Below are 23,437 nucleotides of genomic sequence, written 5' to 3'. Positions count from 1 at the left end.
TAGGAGTACAAATATACTCCAAATAATATGTTTATGCCGGCAGATTTACAACTTTAATAATTTTATAACACTTGTATGGTATTCCGTTTATGAGACCCTGAAAATAAGTTCATGGGTGATAACTGTTATACAATTCATTAAACAAAAAAAGACTGCTTATAAAATTACAAACAGCCTTTTTTAATGGATTAATTAAGAGGGATTTTATTATTCATTCGACGCCATAAGCGCAAAGAATTTATTGATGTTTGGTAAAATAACAATACGAGTTCTTCTATTTTTTGATCGGTCTTCTTTAGTATCGTTACTAGCAACAGGCAAATAGCTACTTCTACCAGAAGCAATTAGTTTTTCTGGAGCCACATTATATTTATTTTGTAATGCACGAACTACGGATGTAGCACGTAATACACTTAAATCCCAGTTATCGGCAATTTTTTCGGTGTTTATAGATCTAGCATCGGTATGGCCTTCAACCATAACTTCAATACTAGGTTCAGAATTTATAACGTTTGCTAATTTTTGTAGAATGTTGTTCGCTTTACTGCTTATGCGGTAACTAGCTGTATTAAATAACATTTTATCAGAAATAGAGATCATAACCACAGTTTCGTCTATATCAATAGCAATGTCATCATCTTCGTTTAACGTACTGTTATCTAATGATTTTTGTAAGTTGTACGACACCGCCAAATTCATAGAATCTTTAAGGGTAGTAGCTTGTCTTAATTTATTTTGGTCAACCTTGGTTAACGTGTTACGCATGTGCTTTTTAGTTTCGTTTGAAATTACTGCTACATCGCCAACGGCTTCCATTTTTACGTTGTTTTCCTCGGTTAACGCATTTATTTTAGAATTGTAAGCCTCAACACGTGCTTCAATTTTAGCAAATTTAGTTTCCAGTTCTTCTTTTTCAAATTGTGTTTTTGCAAGAGCACTTTTTACTTCACCATTTTCATGTTCCAATGCCAAATATTTTTTTTTAGATACACAGGCTGTCATTAAAACTGTTCCAAGTAATACGAACGCTATTTTTCTCATAATATAAATTTTATTGTTTGATTATAGTTACGAAAGAAAAGAGGATATAGATTATTTGATTAATAATAAATTTCAAATTAATTTTTAATGTTCTGAAATAGTGTGTTTTAAAAATATTCTATTTTACATAATATTAATTATAGTGCAAATTAATTGAACTAATAGAGTAATAGTGCTTTCAGGAAATGTTCGACTTATGTAACGTCAACTATTCTCATTCTACAATTATTTTTTTAGTAGATTTTCCTCGATCAGTTACTACCTCAATAAAATATATGCCACTTTTCAAATTTCTCGTATCAATTTTTAATTCTTGAGTTGAAAATAAAAATTGACTTAGTATATTATAAATATTTACATTTTCAAAGTCTATATCTTTACTTAAATTAATGTTCAATATGTCTTTAACTGGATTAGGATATAATGTAAAATAATCTTGATTAAAGTTTTTAGTTGATAAAACTGAAAGTAAATCATATACTTTAACATGTCCAGAATCTATACCGTTAGTATCACTATCCGCTGAGACTGCTAGAACTGTTCCATTTGAGGATAAACTTACATTAAACCCTGAATAGTCATCTACAGCTTCTCCATCGATGTCTACACCTATTTGCGTCCAATTTCCTGCTTGATTTTGGTAAACTCTAACATGCCCAGAGTCTATACCATTTACTCCGTCATTGAAAAAGGCTCCAACTGCCAGAATACTTCCATCATCAGACAAACTCACACTAACTCCCGACCCATCACCAGCAGCCTCACCATCTATATCAGAACCTATCTGAACCCAATTCCCACTTTGGTTTTCATAAACACGAGCATGACCAGAGTCTGTACCATTGGCACCATCATTTTCATTAGAACCTATGGCAACTATACTCCCATCAGCAGACAGACTAATTGGTGATCCAGAAAAGTCATTTGCTGCTTCTCCGTCTATATCAGAACCTATTTGAATCCAATTTCCACTTTGGTTTTTATAAACTCGTACATGTCCTGAATCAATACCATTAGCACCGTCATTTCCAAGAGCTCCAACTGCTAAAATACTTCCATCATCTGATAAAATTACACTTGTTCCAAAATAGTCATCTGCAGCTTCTCCATCTATATCAGCTCCTATCTGAACCCAATTCCCAGACTGGTTTTCATAAACTCGTACATGGCCAGAATCTGTACCGTTTGCGCCATCATTACTTTCAGCACCAATTGCAACAATACTACCATCACTTGATAAACTCACACTTACACCAGAAAAGTCATTTACCGCTTCACCATCTATATCTGCACCTACCTGAATCCAATTCCCAAACTGGTTTTCGTAAACTCGAACATGTCCTGAGTTTGTACCACTATCACCATCATTGTCCCATGCACCTATCGCTACAATACTTCCATCACTTGATAAACTTACGCTAAAACCAGAATTATCGCCCGCTGCCTCACCATCTATATCACTGCCAATTTGCACCCAAGTTCCAGATTGGTTTTCGTAAACCCTGACATGACCAGAGGCGATTCCATTAACACCTTCATTTTCTGAAGCACCTATTGCCAAGATAGTACCATCGGCAGATAAGCATAGGCTATCGCCTGAAAAATCTCCAGCTGCTTCTCCATTAATATTTGAACCAATCTGAATTTGCGCAAAAGTTAACGCTGGTAGAAGTAAGAATAAAAATAGTTTTGTTTTCATAATATTTTATTTTTGTTGGTTAATATTTAATTAAATCTTTAATATTTTTTTAATTGATATATGCCCTGTTATTTTGCTTTGTATTAGCAAAAAGTAAGTTCCGTTAGTTAGTTGTTTTATATCTAAAAATTTTGGGTGCTTTTCTTGATGAATAACCCTGCCAAATAGATCACATAATTTAATTGTGAAGTTTTCATTTGAAGGATAATATATATTTATATATTCAGAAGTTGGATTTGGGTAAACCTTAAGATTTTGATTAGAAGTATTTTCTACAATACTAAGTGCCGTATCACAATTTGAACCACTTAAATCTGGAACAATCATAGAGCTTACATGATTATTTGTATCATATGTGAATTCTACTGCACAAGTATTGGTTATATAAAGTTTACTTATAAATCCATTTGCATTTCTTTCAATATTATGAGTAGTTAAATTTACAATTGAATTTTCATCAATCCGATAAAACTGTGTGGTATTACCCTCAGACGAAAGAGCATCAGCCATTAATAAAAATTGATTTATTGGCTGTTTAAAGCCACTATTAAATCTATCAATTGCTAATTCTAACGTTAACATTGAATTGTTATAAAAAACATTGGCCAATGACGCAAAAAATTCTTGAGGATAAATCTGAAAAAAATCATTACCTCCTACATCTAACACTTTTGTTCTAAGATACTCATTATAAGTTGTGCCAGCAGCAGTAAATAAAGAGTTCTTCCAACTCAAAAGGCGTGAATTAAAAGTGATATAATCTGCATCAACTGTATGGCAAATTTCATGACTTAATGCAATTGTAAAAAGGTCGGAATTTGAAGATTGAAAGTTATTTGGAAACCCATTATCAATGACTGATCCTATAGAATTACCAAAAGAATTAATAGCACTGACAAATTGCGTTATATAGATTGCGTTTTGATAATCATCAGTATAAAATTCTCTAAAAAGAATTGTTCCTAAATTAGTTATAGAACTTGGAATTGTAGAAAGCATAATATCAATAACATCTAATTGCAATTCACTTAAGCTATAATTGTCGACTACTAATATTTGATAATCATTCCAAATTTTAAAGTATTTTGTGGCATTAGAATTGGTTAAATCTAGCGCAGTTAATAATTGTGGTTCTTTTTCAGGATAATACCTTAAATAATCTCTTAAATACATATAAATCTGCTCTTTAAATGAGCCTAAATATTTGAATTGTACATCATCAAAAGTTTGATTTATTTGGAAAAAACTAGGGTATGTAGTGCATAAATCTTCTAAGAAATCATAAAACTCATCTACAATTTGATTTCTGTTTGCATAATAATATTGAAGATTTTGAATAACATCAGTAACTTCGGATATATTGTTTAAAAAACTATTTGCATTGGCTGGTTGCAAATTAAACATAACAGAATCAACAAATAATTGAAACTCACCTTGAAATGTGATACAATCATTAAAGGTTACTCCGCAATCAACATTTGCTAAGTTGGTAGGTTGCTCATTACTATAAGCTGGTAGATTATTGTTGTCATTAATATTTATTCTAGTTCCATGATTTTCATTTGGGCTACAATCTTCAACATCGCAATTGGTTTCGATATCATCTAATTTATAATATGCTATCAAATTGGTTTCTAAACCCGAAAGTTCAGTATTGATATTATTTTGGATATCTGCTAAGCTTCTAACTACACTCCATATTCTAACTTCATCTATTAACCCATTAAAAAAGTAGTTTGTTACTGTGAAAATAGAGCGACCAATCCATAATTCATCATTATTTATAGGTCCAGCAGCAGCATTTCTAATTAAAGTGTCGTTTAATACACCGTTTATGAAAAGATTTACATTATTTCCATTTGAAGTAGCTGCTACATGCTGCCACACTCCTACTTGGAGCGTCGAATTTACTCCTCTACTTACAGCCCAATTACAATCTCCACCAGATACAAATGCCAAATTACCATCTTTAATAAACAGTCCATAATTTCCACATTGCCCGTTATTCCCCTTTATAAGTATTGTTTTCTCACCAGATATATCATTAGGTTTTATCCAAGCTTCGATTGTAAAGTCAGCACTAATATCTAATGACGGTTTATCTTGAACTGAAATATAATCTGTTATACCATTAAAACTTATTGAGCTTTGAGCTGATGCCTCATCTACTGAAAATGTTATTAAAGAAATTAAAAGTAATTTGATGATTCTATTTCCCATGACCTATTATAAAAATTGTTTCTATACAAATTCCATAACACTTTTTATAGAAAAAAGCTTGGTTCTATTCAAAAATTAAGGTTAAGGCTTATGAAACTCAATAGTTAAGGGTATTTCCTCAAAATTACTAGTAGTGCTTAAAAACACAAGGAAATAACATAAAGGCTTGATTGATGGTAATAAAGATAATAAAAATATTTTAAAGTCTTTTCATACATATTATGCTTCCACCTTTTACGTTATCGCATAAAAAGAGTGTTTACTCGAATACACTATTTTAATAAATAGGTGAGCGTGAACCGTAAGCGGTTTCTTAACATTGTAAAGAAACTTTCAGAATAAATTTTCTCAAGAAACAGTAGTATGCCAAAGCGCCAGCTGGCTCATTCGCTAAAATAGTCCACAGGACTACTTCTTAACGTTCTGTCCTGCTTTTAACCAAAGCTCAAGTTACATAGCGCAGAACATTATAATACAAATACTATATAATTTTGTAAGAATTATTTCAATAATAATTATGCAACAAAATCCTCTATTATAATAATCGTATTTTTGGGATTCAATTCATTTTAATATGCTTTACGAATATTACCAATTACAAGAAATATAAGACATGATTATACCTAAACTACATTATATATCGCAGGGAAACTCGCCAAAAGAGATTCTAGAAAACATCCAAAAAGCGTGTACATCTGGAGCCGAATTAGTGCAATTTCGTTTAAAAAATGTATCAGAAAAGAAATTTTTAAATTTAGCTACAGAAGCCAGAGAAATAACATCGCATTTTCAAACCCGGTTAATTATTAACGACTATCATAAAATAGCGATAGCGGTTAAAGCAGATGGTGTGCATTTAGAAAAAACAGATCCTTGCCCTACCGTGGCTAGAAGGCACTTGTTTTCTTGGCAAATTATTGGCGGTACCGCAAACACCTTGCAAGATTGCAATACATTAATTACTAAAGATGTTGATTATATTTGTTTAGGGCCTTTTAGAAAAACAACAACCGAAGCCGGTTTAGGTGCTGCTTTAGGTTTAAATGGGTACACCGCCATTATAGACGCCTTAAAAACGGAAACACCCATTGTTGGTTTTGGAGACATCACCACAGACGATGTTACATATATCTTAGAAACGGGTATTTCAGGTGTTGCGGTATCGGAAGCCATTACCAAAAATTTTGATTCTATTAGAACTTTTAACCACTTGCTAAAAGCATCTGCTACCGAAGAACAACGCCATACTTTTAAATAAAACAGGTGCGATTTTGGAATTCTAAAACAACTTTTAAATTCAAATTATTTATTTCTCTTGGCACGTTTCATCTCTTGAAACAACTCTTTAAACAAACCACGAGCGATTAATAATTTCATGATTTCGTTGGTGCCTGCATAAATTCTGGCGACTCTATTATCAGCATACATACGGGCAATGGGGTAATCCCAGATGTACCCATAACCTCCAAATAATTGTAAACATTCATCTACTACTTTACCGTGCATTTCGGTGGCTGAATACTTTGCCATAGAGGCGCTTTCGGCAGTAAGTTCATGATTTACTAATAACCGTGTACAGCGATCTAAAAAAGCCTGATGAATTTGTAATTGTGTAGCACATTCTGCCAGTTTAAATTGTGTGTTTTGGAAATTGGCAATGGGTTGTTTAAAAGCGGTTCTTGTAGAAGTATACTCAATGGTTTTTTCGATAGCACCTTCTGCCCCACCAATAGCATTAAGCGCTACGGTTAAGCGTTCTCTCGCCAATTCGGTCATCATAATTTTAAAACCCATGCCTTCTTCGCCTAACAAATTTTCTTTTGGAACTTTGACGTTGTCCAAAAATAATTCGCAGGTATCTTGGGCTTTCATGCCTATTTTTTTGAAAGGGATGCCCTTTTCAAACCCATCAGAAGCGCTTTCCATAATCAATAAAGACACACCTTCTTTCTCTGTTCCCATGTTGGTTTTTACGGCGACGATGCTCATATCGCTCATATAACCATTGGTGATAAAAGTTTTTTGTCCGTTTACCACATAATGGTCTCCTTTATCTACGGCAGTTGTTTTAATGGCTTTAAGATCGCTACCACAGTTTGGTTCTGTCATACCAAGCGACGTAATCATTTTTCCGGTAGCCATAATGGGTAGGTATTTTAGCTTTTGTGCTTCGTTACCATATTTTAAGAGATAAGGCGCAATAATATCAGAGTGCAATGAAAAACCGGGGCCGTTGATGCCTTGTTTTGCCAATTCTTCAATAAATAAAGCGCTAAAGCTGAAATCTAAACCCGTGCCACCATAGTGTTCTGGCATATCAATACAAAGTAGACCCAATGCTCCGGCGCGTTCCCAAATGTCTCGGCTTACCATACCATTTTTTTCCCAAGTATCAATATGATCTATAATCTCATTGTGGATGAAATCCTGAATCATTTTTTGCATCATTTTATGTTCTTCTGATGCATATATGTCGCGGGCTATTAAAACATTTTGTAGCATATTGGCTGATTTTACTTGATGAATAATAACTTATAATATATGAAAATTTCTTTTTTTTAATACAAAGATTGTATACAAGTAATTATAAACCAATTGAATGAGCGTTTAAAGATGGTGCCATTCTTAAAGTTGAACTATTATACAGACTTCATTTTTATTAATACTTAATAGTAATTCATTAATAATTCTACAGCTATCCGTAAGAATTAAGAGAGTTTAATGTCATGTTTCCAATCCCAAGTGCGGCCTTTATGCCTTGAAACGAGCACCAAATGATTCACATCAATTTGTTTATTGGGGATATCAATTCTTCTAAAAAAATCTAAACTGTCATACAGCATTTTTTTACTATTGGTTTTAGATATGGTAATGTATGGTGTCGTGGGTATTATAAGAGATGAATGCTTTCTGTGAAGCTCTCTAATCCAAAGGATCTTAATTTGTGTTTGCAAATATTCTATAGTCTCAGTCGAGGGAACTTTAAGAACCAAAACATTAGAAGTATCAAATATATCAAACTCTTGGATATTTAGTTTGAATTGTTTGATGCTCGATAGCTGATTAAAAGCTTTTATTAAAAACTCTTGATAGTGTACATCCATTTCAAATACCGCCAGTGTGATATGTGGCTTGGATTTGGAAAGCGGTTGCTTCCCGAAGGTGTCAATAAATATGCTTTTGAAATTGTTAACCTCTGTATAAAGGGGATTTGGAGGTACAATTCTTAGATTATATATTTTTATTTCGGACATGATAACTTATCATTACATCGTAATTTATCAGACTCCAACTATCAGGTTTTACAAATAACAATTTATGGGAATACTGAAACGTCTTTAGTAAGCTTAATATCCTTTGTTGCCACATACATATCGCCTGCTTTCTCTAATCGTAACATACTTTGTACTGCTTGAGCACGACATGTTAATGTTAGGTCTGGTAATAAAGGGTCGTCATTAAAAAAGAACGAAGCCATATCATATTCCGGTTTTCCTGGTTCTTTAATAACACGGTGAATTTGCTTTAATTCTTTATTACGCAAATATTTACCAGGCATAAAAGTATAAAAGGTGTATCGCCCATCGGCATCGGTTTTTATCCAAGCGCGGTGGTGTACGTAACGTTTGCGGTTGCTGTCTTTTTTAATTTCATAATTGCCATCTTCATCGGGCTGGTATATAAAAAGCACCACGTCTTTAGCAGGGGTTTTTCCATCACTTTGGTAAATAGTACCCGATATTTTAAGTTTATTGGGTTTTGAGTTGAAATCTGGAACGGTATCGGTGTTCGTTAATTCCTTTTCAGAAAAATTATAAATAGGATTTTGTTTCTTATAATTAAGAGGCACATTGTCTAAAACACTGGCATATTCTTGTGCTATAAGTGTGTGAAATGACGTTGCAAAAGCAACAAAACAGAAAAAGGTTAATAGATTTTTCATGGGCGCACTATTATTTAATTCGTTTAAAACTAAATAATTACACATGATACTTCCTAAAAAATCATGTAAACTATAAAAATTCTCGTTAAAATGACAAAATATCGATAAAAGACATTCTTAAAGTCTTTCAAGAAAAACTATCTCAGAGGCACTTTTTACTCATCTCTATCTTTTTTTATATTTTAATTTAACATAAAATACTAGCTTTTAGAATATCTTTGAAGTAACAGAAAAACACAACTAACTACTAAGCAATTAAATATTAAAAAATGAAAAGATTTTTACCCTTTATTTTTGTTTCTCTTTTTTGGCTAAGTGCCAAGGGAGAAACCATTGTAGCTGATGCCGTTTTGATAAAACATGGTTCTGGCAGTTCATCGCAAACCGTTAATTTGGGAAGCCCTATCCTAAGTTTTTATTATAATTGGGAAAATGCCACTACAGTAACGGTATCAGGTATGCCTGCTGGAATTTCTGTTGTTATTGATAACAGCCAAAGTAAAGTTACTTTTAGTGGAGCACCTACAGAAGCAGGTTCGTTTCCATATACCATCTCAACAGTTGGAGGAAACTTAAACACAAGTAAAAGTGGCACTATAACTGTAAATGACGCACCCGTTGCAAGCCCTTCTCTAGCCTTCCCTACTGCAGATGGCTATGGAAAAAACGTAACAGGAGGTAGAGGTGGACAGGTTATTTATGTAACTAATCTTAACGATTCGGGAGCAGGTAGTTTTAGAGCTGCTGTTGCAGCTAGTGGCCCTAGAATTGTATTGTTTAAAGTATCTGGTATTATTGCTCTTAATTCTAACCTTAGTATAAATAATGATAATATAACCATAGCTGGACAAACAGCCCCTGGTGATGGTATTTGCATAAAAAATTATACCGTAGTAGTAAATGCCAATAATGTTATTATTAGGTATATGCGATTTAGAATGGGCGATGAAACCATTAATGAAAACGACGCCATAAATGGTAGAAATAAAAGCAACATTATTATAGATCACTGTTCGATGAGTTGGAGTACCGATGAGTGTGCCTCATTTTATGATAATACAAATTTCACTATGCAATGGTGTGTATTATCAGAAAGTTTGAGAGTTTCTGTACATGCTAAAGGTACACATGGTTACGGTGGTATTTGGGGTGGTAAAGGTGCTAGTTTTCATCACAACTTATTGGCGCATCACGATAGTAGAAATCCGCGTTTTTGTGGAAGTCGTTATTCTAACCAAGCTAATTTAGAGCTAATCGATTTTCGTAATAATGTTATTTATAATTGGGGTGGTAATAGTGGTTATGCTGGTGAAGGCGGGCGCTACGATTTGGTTAATAATTACTACAAACCAGGTCCAGCAACAAAATCGGGGGTTAGTGCTCGTATATTTTCGCCCAATGCAGATAATGGCAGTAATTCTCAAGCCGCAGGTATTTGGGGTTCGTTTTATGTCAATGGTAATTTTGTGAATGGAAATACAACGGTTACTAATGATAACTGGGTTGGCATGCATCCAAATCCTTCATCTAAAAGTAAAAGCGAATTAAAATCTAATACCGAATTTAATGCTGGCTCCATAAGTACTAGTTTAGCTACTGTGGCTTATGATAAGGTGTTAAATTACGTTGGTGCTAGTTTAGTTAGAGATGCTGTTGATGCTAGAATTGTAAACGAAACCTTAAATGGCACGTATACTTACACAGGTTCAAATGGAAGTACTAACGGACTTATTGATACTCAGAGCGATGTTGGTGGATGGCCTGTTTACAACAGCAGTCCAGCTCCTACCGATACCGATAATGATGGCATGCCAGATACTTGGGAAGCTGCCAATGGATTAAATAGCAATAATGCCTCTGATGGGATTACCTATACTTTAGATCCTAACTATACTAATGTAGAAGTTTATATTAATAGTCTTGTTGCAAACATTAGTAACAACCAAACCGATAGCACATTGGGGGTTGATGATTTTGAAACTGATGGAGGTTTAGATATTGCATACTATCCCAATCCTGTAACTACAGAGTTGTTTGTTCTTTTAGGAAATAACTTTAGTGGTGAAGCCAACGTGTCTATTTACAATATTTTAGGAAGCAAATTAAAATCTTTTGATGCAAAAGTTTCTCAAGTTAAAAACGGAAAAATAAGTATCCCCTTAGAAGGTTTCAATGCAGGGTTATATATTTTAAAAGTTAAGATGGCAAACCAATGGAGTCAATTTAAATTTATAAAACAATAAGGAACAGTCTCTTGAGCTAAAAAAAATAAATAAAAAACGCGAAGCAGTTGTGCATTGCTTCGCGTTTTTTTATCTAAAAACAGTCTTAACTTATGATAAGTTTACATTTAATTCTATAGTTGTATTTAATAACTTCGATATTGGGCAAATTTCTTTAGCATTTGTAGCTATTTGTACAAATTCCTTCTCGCTTATATCGGGCACATGTCCTTCTAAATTTAAAACAATAAGAACAATACTGCCATCTTCAAACGTTATTGTTGCAGAAACATCTAAAGTTGTTGCAGTGAAACCTGATTCATTTAATAAAAAACTTAGTTGCATTGCAAAACAACCAGCATGGGCCGCCCCTACTAATTCTTCTGGGTTGGTTCCTGCTGCGTTTTCAAATCGTGTATGAAATGAATATGGTGTTTTGTTAAGCACATTACTTGCTGTGGTTACAGTACCTTTTCCATCTTTTCCGCTTCCTTTCCATTGAGCGCTTGCTTTTCTTGTAAACTTCATAATTTTATATATTTATTTATTGTTAATTGGTTTTACGTTACCTGAGTATCGAATGGTATTTCGAGACGTACCGTTAATTGTTATGTTACTGTTTAAATTAGGACTTAGTTTTATAAACACATTAAAATTTTCGGAGTTGTTTTTTGCTTCAAAATTTATAGTATAGCTATTGTCGTTGTTTTGTATGGCCTTGTAGTTTTCAACTAAACCTTTGAACTGAATAGCACTATCACTTCCACCATAAGCAACGTTCATTTGGCGTTCACCAAAATAGGGTAAATAGGATGAGATACTGTCACCAGAAATACGTAAAAAGTTAGAATTCCCTATTAAATTAATACTTCCTGCGGCACTACCAGGTTGTAATAATCCTGAACTTAATACTTGCTGCATAGCATTAGTGACTTGTGGATATGCCCAATCCGATTCAATACGGAAGTGTTTATTTGCTACCATCGCATTAAAAGCATCTATTTCAGTTTGATTTATAGTAGGTTTAGACGATTTACATGATGTAATAGCGATTATAAACAGCCCGATAAGTAAATAAACAGATTTCATTTTCAATACTTTTAACACTTCCTAAATTACTAAATACTTGTAAATTTACGTAATAAAAAACGTTAAAATGAGATTGACAGGTAATTGGTTTTTATGATAAATCAAGATTATTTAACTCTTTCAATTTAGAATTATAGGTTTTTATAAGTTGCAGTGTACTTTCATCCGATTCAAAAACACTGTACCAACCTTGTGGTTCGTGTGCGGGGTCTCCAATAAATTCCATGTTATTATTTGAAACCTCTCCAGGGGTGTTTACATTACCAAAACCTCCCCAAGCCCAAAAGTTACAGCCCACAAAATTGGTTTTATTTTTAATGTTCTCTAAGAGAATATCAAACACGTCTTTAAAATACATATCTCTATGATTTACAGGTGATTGATTTGTGTGTTCTAAATTATCTCTTGAAATACCAAATTCTTCCAAAACCATAGGTTTGTTAAAAGTTGACGCTATAGACAAATGCTCGTTTATGTAGTTTTTCGCTTTCTTCAAAGCTTCATTATAAGTCTCGTTATGCTTTTTTGGATTGTACCATTCCCAATTTTGAATCCAAATATGGATGGTTATATAATCTAAACCATCAAACTTATAATCAGTCAAACTATTGTTGTTTGTAAACCACGGAAATGGGGTATTGCCCTCTCCTCCTATGGTTACCATTTGATTTGGTGCTAATTGCTTTATCAATAAACTGGAATTATCAATCCATTTAAGGTATTCAACTTGATTTTGGATCGCATAAGGTTCATTAGCTATTTCCCAACTCATAATAGTTGGTTCTTCAAAATAAGAGATATTGGTAATGGTGTTTATACGTTCTATAATGAATTTTAAATGATTGTTATATGCTTGAATAGCAGCTTCATTTGTATAGAATTCAGCTGTAAAACGCATGTATTTTTCCCAATCGTTCGTGTCGTTTGGATACGGAACAGCTTCACCCGTAACCCAAGAAAGGAATTGTGACATGCCACCAGACCAGTACCAAAAATTGCTTAAACATAATACGGCGTGCATGTCTCTTTTTTGCATTTCAGCAATTAAAAAGTCTAATCCTTCCAAAATATCATCATTATAAACGCCAAGTTCAGGTTGCATGGAGATAGGAATACTATAAGGCAAATGGTTTGAACCTTCAGAACCTGCCATGATTCTTAAATTTGTAATGCCGTGTTCCTTTAAAATATCAAGTTCATTCAAAAGACGCGCTCTATCACCCGATTGTTTTGCAGCTAAATGTGCTCCATACCAAAAATTAGTACCAATAAAATGATAGGGTTGATTGTTTTTTATGAATTGATTGCCTTTAACATGGATAAACATAGATATAAACCTATTTTAATATGGTGTCAAGCGCTTTTATCCAATCTTCTAAATCAGTTTCGTTGGTGTTTAAAGCAAAACTACCATTGCCATAAGGCTCATAAACATCAGGATTTGTAACCGAAAAGAATCCAACCGTTGGTGTAATAGATGCGCTGGCTAAATGCATAACACCATTATCGGCAGCAATAAATACGGCCGTATTTTTTATAATAGCACCCATTTCTCGAACATCTTTACTGTAAAAATTTGGAGCTTTAAAATTGATTTTCGAAATGTTTTCAATAGGCAACATTTCTATAATATTATATGTTGGGTATTCCTTTAGTAAACGCCTGTAAAAGGTTTCCCACCAAGTTTCAGAATAACATTTATTGCCCGTAGCATTGGTGTAGATGCAAATGGTTTTTTTGTTGTTCTTTATAATGTCGTCTAAAATTTTCTTGCCTTTAGATAATTCAGATTCACTTAATTTAATATCTAAAACAGGAACAGGATTATCATTTTCGGGAAACCCCAACTTTGTTAAATAATGGCGTAAGTTATATATAGGAGATTTTGAAATATGTAAGTGATCTGGATACTGTTTTTGAATAACCTCATTAACATCTCCAAAAACTTTAAAAGGCGCATTGGCAATTTGAGTTAACAAACGCCCTGATGATGAGTTTTTATCACCATTAATAACTAAATCGTATTTCTTACTTTTAATAGAAACCCAACCACCTGCATACTTTAGTATATTGCTAAAAGGTTTTCTAGGTAACTGAATAATTTTATTAACGTGTTCAAAGTTTTTAAAAACAGGATATGCCACGCCACCTTTTACAAATAAATCAATTTTACAATCAGGAAAGGTATTTATAACCTCTTGGACCAAAGGTGTTAACAGTAATTGGTTTCCTAGTCTGTGATTGGGTCTAATAATCAATACCTTTTTGATATCAATTTTTTGCCCTGGTTTAATTTTTGGTTCCGAATGAGAATTACCTACACTTCTAGTAATTTTATGCATTAACCGTCTTCTAACCTGATTAATACTTTGTTTAAATGCCATAATTCGATTGTAATTAAAACTGATTTTTTAAAGCTGCAAATTACAAATTAAGGTATAATTGTAATTGAAAAATATTGAATTTATTGTTTTAATCGGCCTTTATACCACACATTTAAAACTAAACCAGAAATAATTAAAACCATACCAAATAAGCTCCAAAATGTGTATATCTCACCAAATAAAGTTATTCCTAATAACACGGTAAAAACAACTTCTATATATTTTAAAGGCGCAATGATGTTGGTTGAAGCGGTTTGAAATGCTTTGGTCATATAAATTTGTCCGAAATATCCAAAAACACCCAGACTTAATAATAATGGCCATTCGATACCTGATGGGGTGACCCAATTCCCAATAGAAAGTACGCCGCCTAAAATCATAGCAGTAATCATAAAATAATTAACAACCACAACGGGGTGTTCACTCTGCCCTATTTGGTTAATCATAATATAAACCAAGCCGCTAAGTATCGCCGCTATTATAACCAACAATAAACCAAAAGTATCTATTTGGCTATCAATGCCTTTTAAAATCAAAACCCCAATAAATGAAACGACAAAAAACAACCATTGAAAAGGCTTGATTTGTTCTTTAAGAATAAAAACGGCAAAAATGGCTGCGAAAATGGGTGCCGTGTAACGCAAAGAAACAGCTGTCCCAACCGATAAATATTTAACAGACATAAAGAAAAACAACATGGAGGTTGCTCCAACTAACGATCTTAAAATTAGTAGTTTATTCTTATTTCCAATAAACGGTATTTTGTTTTTTAGTAGATATCCAAAGGTAAAGAATAGCGAGCCTAACGACCTAAAAAACACAATTTGATAGGTGCTGACATTGTCTAGATATTTAACAACGGCATTCATACAAGCAAATGCCATGGTACTTAAAATCATGAATTTTATAGCATTTTTAGCGTCCATGCATTCTTGGTTTTATGGTACGCCTAGAATTTATAAAATACACACCTGTTAATAAAATGATAGCGGCTACTACTGATTGTCCCGTTATCTGTTCATCTAAAATATACCATCCTAAAATTAAGGCTATCACAGGATTCACGTAAGCCGAAGTAGATACTTTTTCGGTAGACACTTCTTTAAGCAAATAATTAAACGCTGTAAATGCCACAATACTACCAAACACAATAAGAAGTCCCATTGACCATTGAGCTGAAACGCTCCAATGTAGCGGAGATAGCCAAACTTCGCCAAACAACAAACTAACAAAAGAAAGTAATATACCAGAGCATAGCATTTGGTAACCGGTATTAACAAAATAATTGGGGCCTAATTCGGCTCTTGCCACAAACAAACTACCCCAACTCCAGCTAATTACACAGGTAAATATCATGATAATACCTATTAAACTGTTTTCTTGAAAAACTATCTGGTCTTGACTAACCAATAAATACATGCCAATAATACCCAGAGAAATACCTATAATAGATTTTTTTTGAATTTTCTTGCCATCAATCATGCGCATCATTATCAAAACCATTAATGGCTGGATAGATGCTTCTAAAGCTCCAAAACCACTATCAACATATTTTAGTGCCCATACAAATACACCGTTTCCATACACCAGAAATAAAAAACCAGCAAAAACATTGTTTAAAAATTGCCTCTTGCTAATAACTAAACTAAGCTTTAAAACCTTGGCAATTATAAATATTAAAACAGACGCTGTGGAAAAGCGGATAGAAGCCAAATACAAGGGTGCTACTTCTGTAACTACAATTTTATTTAGCAAATATGTAGAACCCCAAATAATATAAATGGCAAAAAATGCCAATATTATGAGCATAGTTTTACGAGGTATACTCATAAATTCTTAAAATAGACTATATATTAAAAAGTGTTAAATCTTTTTTACTCGAACTGCGTTCATACCTTTTTGACCGCGCTCCAATTCGTAAGAAACTTTATCATTTTCTTTAATCGGCTCTAACAAACCACTTACGTGCACAAAATATTTTTCTTGATTGATACTGTCAAGAATAAATCCGAAACCTTTAGAGGTGTCAAAAAATGATACTTTACCTTCTTTTCCTGTTGGCTCTTCTTCACCTCTATCCTCTTTTTTAGGAATACCTAATTCAATGCTTTCTGCATCCACCTTAACTTTTAAATTAGGATCTGGAGGTGTATCGGTTAAATTACCATTATAATCTACATAAGCAAACTGGATACCTTGTGGGTTGTCTTTTGCTTCTGCTTTACGAGCCTCTTTTTTCTTTTGCTTATCTTCTCGTTTTTTTAAGCGCTTCTTCTCTTTTTCAATTTTGTTAAAAGTAACTTGTGATTTTGCCATTGTTTATGTTAACGGGTTTAATTAATTATATGATTGTTTCTTTAATTTGAATATTCAAAGCCTTTTGAATATCGTGTATTTTTTGTAATTCTCCAGGGATTATCAATGCTATGGAGTTTCCTTTTTTCCCTGCTCGTGCAGTTCTACCACTTCTGTGTGTGTAATATTCCAATTGTTCTGGGAGTTGGTGATGAATAACAAATGATAAATTATCAACATCAATACCTCTTGCAGATACATCGGTAGAAATTAAAACTCGTAATGAACCATTTTTAAAAGCACGCATTACTTTATCGCGCTCTTTTTGCTGCATATCACCTTCTAAAGCACCAACTGAAAAGCCTTCGTCTTGAAGTTTTTCGGTTAAATCTTTAGTGCCTGCTTTTGTTCTGCAAAAAATAATACCTCGTTCGTCTTTTGTTCTACCTAACAATGTTACTAAGATATTGAATTTTTCTTTAATATTGGTTGAAATATACTGGTGAGTAATGTTAACATTAACCAAATCGTTCCTGTTTACTTCTACCCTAACCGCATTTGGCGACATATAAGTTTTAATAATACGCTGAATTTCTTCAGGCATAGTTGCGGAAAACAACCATGTTTGACGTTTACCTGTATTGTATTTCAATATTTTATTCAAATCCTCTTTAAAACCCATGCTTAGCATTTCATCGGCTTCGTCTAACACTAAGGTTTTAATGTATTTTATGTTTACATGGTCGCGTTCTATTAAATCTAATAAGCGTCCTGGTGTTGCAATAACAATATGAGTTGTTCTTCTTAAAGCTGAAATTTGCTTGTCTATTTTTTCGCCACCATAAACGCCTTCTGCAAATATTTTTTCTTCGGAAAATTTTGTGAACTTAAATAGCTGCTTCTTTATTTGCTGTACCAACTCACGTGTTGGCGCTAATATCAACGCTTGCACATGGTTTAAAGAAGTGTCTATTTGGTGTAAAATAGGTAAGCCGTATGCCGCAGTTTTACCTGTGCCAGTTTGTGCTAATCCTATAAAATCGGTTGATGATTGCAATAATACAGGAATGGCTTGTTCCTGTATATCGGTTGGGGTTTTAATATCTAATTCTTTAAGAGCTTTTACAAAGTCTTTTTGAACCCCTAAATCTGAAAATGTTGGCATACTTTTAATTACGATGCTGCAAATGTACGCCTTCTTTAACAATTATCGATTATCAATTGACAATTAACAAAGAACAATTGATAATCCGTAATTCTTGATTCGTAATTAATTTAACTAATCTTCTGGAGGATAGCCATGAATATTTTCAAAAACAGTGTCAAAATTAGATCGCAAATACGAATTTAGTTTTTTCTTATAATCGTCTTTCAACCATTCAACAAAATTAAAGGTGCTTTTGCTAATGCATTTTGTATAGCGTTGAATTCTAAAATCAACATCATCACCAAGCATTTTAGCCAACCCTAAGGCATCATAAACATCTTCACTGTTCTCTATGCAGATTTTTGCATGTTGCTCAATAGAACGTTCTAAAACCACTTTTGAAGACTCACCGTTTCTAATAGAATCTACATAAGTTTTTTGAATATCGAAATACACTTCTTTTGACCTCGAAAACTCTGCACGCAATTCATCGGGCATTTCATATCTGAAATTGCTCTCCAACTCTTCATCACCTAAAATTGAATCTAAATAATAATTTGGTGACTTAAATATACGTTGCCAATCTAAATTATCTCCCCAAGGACCAAAGCGGTGAAAGTTGTTTCCTAAGTCTATAACACTAAAAGTTTTTTTGTTTTTTAAAATACGAGAACCACGACCAATCATTTGATAATAAAGGGTTAACGATTTAGTAGCACGATTCAAAATAATACTATCTACTGTAGGTTCATCAAAACCAGTGGTTAAAATACTAACCGATGTTAAAATGGCATCAGGTGTCTTTTTAAACCATTTAAGTATCATGGCGCGCTCTTTTTTGGTATTGGTATTATCGAGATGTGCCACAGGATAGCCTGCTCTTCTAAAGGTATCATAAACATGTAAGGATGTGTTTATACCATTATTAAAAATTAAGGTCTTTTTACCTTTGGAACGCTCTTCGTAGGCCTGTAACAACTTGGTAAGCATGTCGTTGTCAGTGTACAGATCTTCTGATGATTTAACTGTATAATCGCCATTTGCTCCAACTACCAACGAGGTTAAGCCTACGTTGTAGGTAAACATTTCGGCTTGTGCCAAAAATCCGTTTGCAATAAGTGACTCGATACTTTCGCCAACAATTAACTCATCATAATTATCGGTCATTGGTAATTCAATACTCGAACTTAAAGGCGTTGCCGTTACTCCTAAAATAAACGACTGACTAAAAAACTTAAATAATTTGGTAAATGAATTGTAATGAGCCTCATCAATAATAACCAAACCAATATCGGAAATATCGAGTTTATCGTCGTTCAACCTATTGTTTAAGGTTTCAACCATGGCCACAAAACAGCTGTAATTCCCTTGGTCACTTAAATCGGCTTTACTGTCAATTACTTTATTTACAACATCAAATTCTGTAAGCATGTTAGAGGTTTGCTTACATAATTCAATACGGTGTGTCATTACCAACACTTTCTTTTTGTGGTGCTTCAGGTACTGTCTTACAATTTCAGAAAATATAACTGTTTTACCACCACCTGTTGGTAATTGGTAGAGCAAATGATAATCGTCAGGAGATTCCTCAAAAGCTTTAAAAATTTTATCTATAGCCCCTTTTTGGTAGCTATATAAATCTTTACCTGCTTTTCTTTCTTCTAATTCTGTTTTTGATATGGACATGTATCTCTTAATATAAGGCGTGCAAAAATAACATCTTTAAAGGGTTTATGACGAATGTTTGCTGTAAAATTTCAAATGAATTTTAATTTTATTAATAAAATAGCATCAAATGGGGTATAACACTTTTACTAAAAAAGTAATTTATATATTTGGTCTTTAATTTTTTTGAATATGCAAATCAACGATAAATCTGAAACAAAAGAATATGTAGCAAATTCTAGTCGCTACGAAAATATGACCTATAAACGAACAGGAAAAAGCGGTGTGCTTTTACCTGCTATGTCACTTGGTTTATGGCATAATTTCGGATTTGTTGATAACATCCAAAACGGTAGAGAGGTATTAAGATGTGCATTCGATTTAGGTATTACCCATTTTGATTTAGCAAATAATTATGGTCCTCCATATGGCTCTGCAGAAGAAAATTTTGGAACCATTTTTAAAAAAGATTTTAAAAATTATAGAGATGAATTGTTTATTGCCAGTAAAGCAGGTTATGACATGTGGCCTGGTCCTTATGGGAATTTTGGCTCTAGAAAATATTTAATTTCGAGTTTAGACCAAAGTTTAAAGCGTATGGGATTGGAATACGTTGATATTTTTTACCACCACAGACCCGACCCCGATACGCCATTAGAAGAGACTATGGGGGCATTAGCAGATATTGTTCGTCAAGGAAAAGCCTTGTATGTGGGTATTTCCAACTATCAACCAAAGGAATCCCAAGAAGCCGCAAAAATTTTAAAGCGCTTAAATGTACCTTTTATATTACATCAAGCACGCTATTCTATGTTTGACCGTTGGGTTGAAAATGGTCTTTTAGATACTTTAGACCAAAACGGAGTGGGTTGTATTGCTTTTTCTCCTTTAGCACAAGGCATGCTTACCGACAAATATTTAAAAGGGATCCCTAAAGATTCTAGAGCTGCTAAAGATTTAACGTATTTGAATGTTGATACAGTAACCAATAATCTAGAAAAAGTGCAACTTTTAGATGCGATAGCACAAAATCGTGGTCAAAAATTATCGCAAATGGCTATTGCTTGGATTTTAAGACAACCACAAGTTGCATCGGTTTTAATAGGAGCAAGTTCTGCCAATCAATTAAAGGAAAATGTAAAAGCTTTGGATAACTTGAGTTTTACTGAAGATGAATTAAAAATGATTGATAAGATTGTTTATTAAAAATCTATTCTTTTACGATAATAATAGTAACTTTTACATTTGCTGACAACGCCCATATTTTACCAGTGATTATTTTACTCCATTGGTCAACAATTCTATATTCAGCAGTATTTGGAAGCAACGAACCTTCGTTTATTGCATAGAATTCAATTTTATTCAGTCCTTCTTTTAACCTTAATCTAAAACCATTGAAATTTTGAGTTAAACCTTCATTAGACCTTATAATATCATCATCAACTAAAACTCTTAAAAAGTCTCCATCAACTTGTCCATAGTCTCTATATGAAATGTCTATGTATTCTGATTTGGTTCTGTAATCACCCCAATATGCATCTTCTTTTAAACCAGCATATTCACCATGACCTTCTGGTTTTAACTCTTCTTCTTTTTTGTTAAGTCTCTTTTCATATAGCTCTCCTGGATTTCCAAATTTTTCACCAAATAATGAAAACTCTTTTTTAGGGGTTTCAACACCCGTAGACAGATTGGGTACGTTTAAACTTCCAAAAGTTCTATTGTTGGTGTTATCGGGTTGTGAAGGAATTATTTTGGGCGTGTTATCAACTTCTTTTTTACTTTCAACCGCAGGTATAGCTGTAGATTTTTTTTGATTATCTATCTGAGCGTTAGCAAAAAACGTTGCTGTTAAGAAAATAAAAAATGATAAAAATAACTTCATCAGTTTTATAAAATAGTTTTGGGTTTATACTAATTAAAGGCTTTATTATTTGTCAAAGATATTTTTTTATCTTAAAATCACCTTGGTAAGCGCCTTTATTTTAGAATCATTTAACAAAAACCGTTCCGAAAGCTAAATTTTATTCACTATTCACTATTCACTATTGTTCATTACTTATTTTCAGATACAATTTATAATCCTCTGATACCCTTATGCTTATGGTATTGTTTTTGTGATTTAGGTTTTTATTAACATTTAAACTATAAATCATGAGACATTCAAAATTAATGCCCGAAGTAAATACAGGGTCTATGGCAGACATTGCGTTTTTGTTACTTATTTTCTTTTTGGTAACGGCAACCATTTCTTCAGACGAAGGAATTAACAGAGTTTTACCTGAAGCATGTCCTCCAGGAATAGATTGCACAAGTCCTGTTAACGAACGAAATATTTTGCGTATCGTTATTAATAACGACGATGAAATAATGGTTGGAAAAGACATTGTTTCTATTGAAGCTTAAAAGATATTACCAAGAGTTTTATTGATAATAATGGTGATGGCAGTTGTTCATATTGCTCGGGCAAGAAATCTTTGGATGCATCAAACAATCCGAAAGTAGCAGTTGTTTCTTTGCAAAACGGACAACAAACTTCATACAAACAATTTGTTGCTGTACAAAATGAATTAATAAAAGCTTATTATGAACTAAGAAACACTTATTCTGCACACGTGCTAAAAAAGCCTTCGGGCAAACTAACAAATGAAGAATTGAAAAAAGTAAGAGAAGCGTATCCTTTTACGCTTATTGAAACTGAAATTAAATAAGGTTACTTTTTAATACTATCTACAGGTTTCAATATGCCATAGGAAATTGAGACCTTTTTTCTACCCCATTTTTTTGCAGCTTTAACATCTATTCCCATATAAATATCTATTTTATTTTTCCATCGTGGATGCATACGGTCTTTAACAAAAAAGATACTGTCGAATCCTTTTATTTTTACGGGCGTATTATGTTTTAAGCCTTTTCTGTACAAATCTTTGGATACTGCAATGTAGTTCAATCCAGGTTTTAAGCTATCTCCAAACGCAGTAATATGTGGATTGGAATCGGTTTGCGAAACAACCGAATTGTATGCCGAAGCTGTGACTTTTAAATCGTACCAATCATAATTAGCTTCAAAAGGAACTTCTTTTTTTTTACAACTAAAGGCAAAAACTAAAACCAGTATTATAAGAGCCTTTTTATACATATCACATTTTTAATTTCTAAATATACAAAATTACTCTACGAATATATTGCAATAAAAAAGGGAGCTTTTTTGCCCCCTTATGCTAAGAAATTTTGATTTGCTTTACAGGCTTTCTTTTGGCTTCATCTCTTTTTGGTAGATGGATTTTTAAAATACCATCTGAATAATCTGCCGAAATTTTATCTGAATTTACAGAATCAGGAATGGTAAATGTTCTTTTAAATGAAGAGTATCCAAATTCTCTACGTGTGTAGTTATCTTTTTTTTCGTTGTTTTCTGTTTTTGTTTCTACACCTATTGATAATACATTATTATCGATATTAATTTCGAAATCGGATTTTTTCAATCCAGGAACCGCCATATCTATTACAAATTCATTATCAGAATTAATAACATTAACCGCTGGCAAAGTGATGCCTGTATTAAAGTTTGACATAAATTCTGTTCCTAGTCCTTTACCTAGAACATCATCAAACCAAGATGGTAAACTTGGTAATAAATTAAAATTAGATTCTGCTGGCTTTTTATTGCCATTTTTAACTGTTGGGATTAAAGTACTCATAATTAAATATTTTAAAGTTATACAATTAATT

The 23,437-nt window shown here is 33.0% G+C and carries 23 protein-coding genes; 5 read left to right on the top strand and 18 right to left on the bottom strand.

Going from position 1 to position 23,437, the window contains the following annotated elements; genetic code table 11:
- Positions 1-207 precede the first annotated feature (207 nt).
- The 3 genes from VP395_RS10025 to VP395_RS10015 form a co-directional block, all read right to left on the bottom strand.
- Positions 208-1,041 (bottom strand): OmpA/MotB family protein, encoded by an 834-nt coding sequence (locus VP395_RS10025; RefSeq protein WP_346241871.1) that lies wholly within the window; start codon positions 1,039-1,041, stop codon positions 208-210.
- Positions 1,042-1,255: 214 nt separating this feature from the next.
- Entirely contained in the window at positions 1,256-2,740 is a 1,485-nt protein-coding gene (locus tag VP395_RS10020) for a T9SS type A sorting domain-containing protein (protein ID WP_346241870.1), read from the bottom strand.
- 30 nt (positions 2,741-2,770) lie between these two features.
- A complete protein-coding gene (locus VP395_RS10015; RefSeq protein ID WP_346241869.1) occupies positions 2,771-4,960 on the bottom strand; it encodes a LamG-like jellyroll fold domain-containing protein in 2,190 nt (729 codons plus the stop codon).
- A 613-nt stretch (positions 4,961-5,573) separates the two neighbouring features.
- Here VP395_RS10015 and VP395_RS10010 point away from each other — a divergent pair.
- Positions 5,574-6,218: a thiamine phosphate synthase gene (locus VP395_RS10010; RefSeq protein ID WP_346241868.1), complete on the top strand. Its 645-nt coding sequence runs from the start codon at positions 5,574-5,576 to the stop codon at positions 6,216-6,218.
- A gap of 44 nt (positions 6,219-6,262) precedes the next feature.
- On the opposite strand, the gene VP395_RS10005 is transcribed toward VP395_RS10010, so the two are convergent.
- The 3 genes from VP395_RS10005 to VP395_RS09995 form a co-directional block, all read right to left on the bottom strand.
- Entirely contained in the window at positions 6,263-7,462 is a 1,200-nt protein-coding gene (locus VP395_RS10005) for an acyl-CoA dehydrogenase family protein (protein ID WP_346241867.1), read from the bottom strand.
- A gap of 206 nt (positions 7,463-7,668) precedes the next feature.
- Positions 7,669-8,214 (bottom strand): 2'-5' RNA ligase family protein, encoded by a 546-nt coding sequence (locus VP395_RS10000; protein WP_346241866.1) that lies wholly within the window; start codon positions 8,212-8,214, stop codon positions 7,669-7,671.
- A gap of 62 nt (positions 8,215-8,276) precedes the next feature.
- Entirely contained in the window at positions 8,277-8,903 is a 627-nt protein-coding gene (locus VP395_RS09995; RefSeq protein ID WP_346241865.1) for a dioxygenase family protein, read from the bottom strand.
- A 269-nt stretch (positions 8,904-9,172) separates the two neighbouring features.
- On the opposite strand from VP395_RS09995, the gene VP395_RS09990 reads away from it, so the two are divergent.
- The gene (locus VP395_RS09990; RefSeq protein WP_346241864.1) at positions 9,173-11,146 is read left to right on the top strand and encodes a T9SS type A sorting domain-containing protein; all 1,974 of its coding nucleotides are present in this window, start codon (positions 9,173-9,175) and stop codon (positions 11,144-11,146) included.
- A 90-nt stretch (positions 11,147-11,236) separates the two neighbouring features.
- Here the strand turns inward: VP395_RS09990 and VP395_RS09985 are convergent, their stop codons facing one another.
- The 9 genes from VP395_RS09985 to VP395_RS09945 form a co-directional block, all read right to left on the bottom strand.
- Positions 11,237-11,653 (bottom strand): OsmC family protein, encoded by a 417-nt coding sequence (locus tag VP395_RS09985; protein WP_346241863.1) that lies wholly within the window; start codon positions 11,651-11,653, stop codon positions 11,237-11,239.
- A 12-nt stretch (positions 11,654-11,665) separates the two neighbouring features.
- Positions 11,666-12,214: a DUF4251 domain-containing protein gene (locus tag VP395_RS09980; protein ID WP_346241862.1), complete on the bottom strand. Its 549-nt coding sequence runs from the start codon at positions 12,212-12,214 to the stop codon at positions 11,666-11,668.
- A 91-nt stretch (positions 12,215-12,305) separates the two neighbouring features.
- Positions 12,306-13,541, bottom strand: coding sequence for a glycoside hydrolase 5 family protein (locus tag VP395_RS09975; protein WP_346241861.1), 1,236 nt, complete (start codon positions 13,539-13,541; stop codon positions 12,306-12,308).
- Between the two features lie 10 nt (positions 13,542-13,551).
- Positions 13,552-14,598 carry a glycosyltransferase family 9 protein gene (locus VP395_RS09970; RefSeq protein ID WP_346241860.1) on the bottom strand — a complete coding sequence of 349 codons (1,047 nt, stop codon included), beginning with the start codon at positions 14,596-14,598 and terminating at the stop codon, positions 13,552-13,554.
- 80 nt (positions 14,599-14,678) lie between these two features.
- Positions 14,679-15,524: a DMT family transporter gene (locus tag VP395_RS09965; protein WP_346241859.1), complete on the bottom strand. Its 846-nt coding sequence runs from the start codon at positions 15,522-15,524 to the stop codon at positions 14,679-14,681.
- Positions 15,514-16,407, bottom strand: a complete 894-nt coding sequence (locus tag VP395_RS09960; protein WP_346241858.1) for an EamA family transporter — start codon at positions 16,405-16,407, stop codon at positions 15,514-15,516. Before VP395_RS09960 ends, VP395_RS09965 begins: the two co-directional genes overlap by 11 nt.
- Before the next feature lie 54 nt (positions 16,408-16,461).
- Positions 16,462-16,914, bottom strand: coding sequence for a cold-shock protein (locus tag VP395_RS09955; RefSeq protein ID WP_346241857.1), 453 nt, complete (start codon positions 16,912-16,914; stop codon positions 16,462-16,464).
- 25 nt (positions 16,915-16,939) lie between these two features.
- Complete coding sequence (locus VP395_RS09950; RefSeq protein WP_346241856.1) at positions 16,940-18,058, bottom strand: DEAD/DEAH box helicase; 1,119 nt, start codon at positions 18,056-18,058, stop codon at positions 16,940-16,942.
- A 114-nt stretch (positions 18,059-18,172) separates the two neighbouring features.
- Positions 18,173-19,726 (bottom strand): DEAD/DEAH box helicase, encoded by a 1,554-nt coding sequence (locus tag VP395_RS09945; protein WP_346241855.1) that lies wholly within the window; start codon positions 19,724-19,726, stop codon positions 18,173-18,175.
- A gap of 171 nt (positions 19,727-19,897) precedes the next feature.
- Between VP395_RS09945 and mgrA the strand changes: the two genes are divergently transcribed.
- Positions 19,898-20,911, top strand: a complete 1,014-nt coding sequence (gene mgrA / locus VP395_RS09940; protein ID WP_346241854.1) for an L-glyceraldehyde 3-phosphate reductase — start codon at positions 19,898-19,900, stop codon at positions 20,909-20,911.
- Between the two features lie 4 nt (positions 20,912-20,915).
- Here the strand turns inward: mgrA and VP395_RS09935 are convergent, their stop codons facing one another.
- On the bottom strand, positions 20,916-21,590 hold the full coding sequence (locus VP395_RS09935) for a hypothetical protein (RefSeq protein WP_346241853.1): 675 nt from the start codon (positions 21,588-21,590) through the stop codon (positions 20,916-20,918).
- A gap of 269 nt (positions 21,591-21,859) precedes the next feature.
- On the opposite strand from VP395_RS09935, the gene VP395_RS09930 reads away from it, so the two are divergent.
- Positions 21,860-22,111: an ExbD/TolR family protein gene (locus VP395_RS09930; RefSeq protein WP_346241852.1), complete on the top strand. Its 252-nt coding sequence runs from the start codon at positions 21,860-21,862 to the stop codon at positions 22,109-22,111.
- Positions 22,112-22,182: 71 nt separating this feature from the next.
- Positions 22,183-22,416 (top strand): hypothetical protein, encoded by a 234-nt coding sequence (locus VP395_RS09925; protein WP_346241851.1) that lies wholly within the window; start codon positions 22,183-22,185, stop codon positions 22,414-22,416.
- A 2-nt stretch (positions 22,417-22,418) separates the two neighbouring features.
- Here the strand turns inward: VP395_RS09925 and VP395_RS09920 are convergent, their stop codons facing one another.
- Both VP395_RS09920 and VP395_RS09915 read right to left on the bottom strand, forming a co-directional pair.
- A complete protein-coding gene (locus tag VP395_RS09920) occupies positions 22,419-22,844 on the bottom strand; it encodes a 3D domain-containing protein (protein WP_346241850.1) in 426 nt (141 codons plus the stop codon).
- Between the two features lie 82 nt (positions 22,845-22,926).
- Entirely contained in the window at positions 22,927-23,406 is a 480-nt protein-coding gene (locus VP395_RS09915) for an Hsp20/alpha crystallin family protein (protein ID WP_346241849.1), read from the bottom strand.
- Positions 23,407-23,437: the final 31 nt, after the last annotated feature.

This window comes from Mariniflexile soesokkakense (assembly GCF_039650365.1).
Classification (GTDB): domain Bacteria; phylum Bacteroidota; class Bacteroidia; order Flavobacteriales; family Flavobacteriaceae; genus Mariniflexile; species Mariniflexile soesokkakense.
The sequence above is the reverse complement of the archived record's forward strand: the minus strand, read 5'-3'. Positions and strand labels throughout refer to the sequence as shown.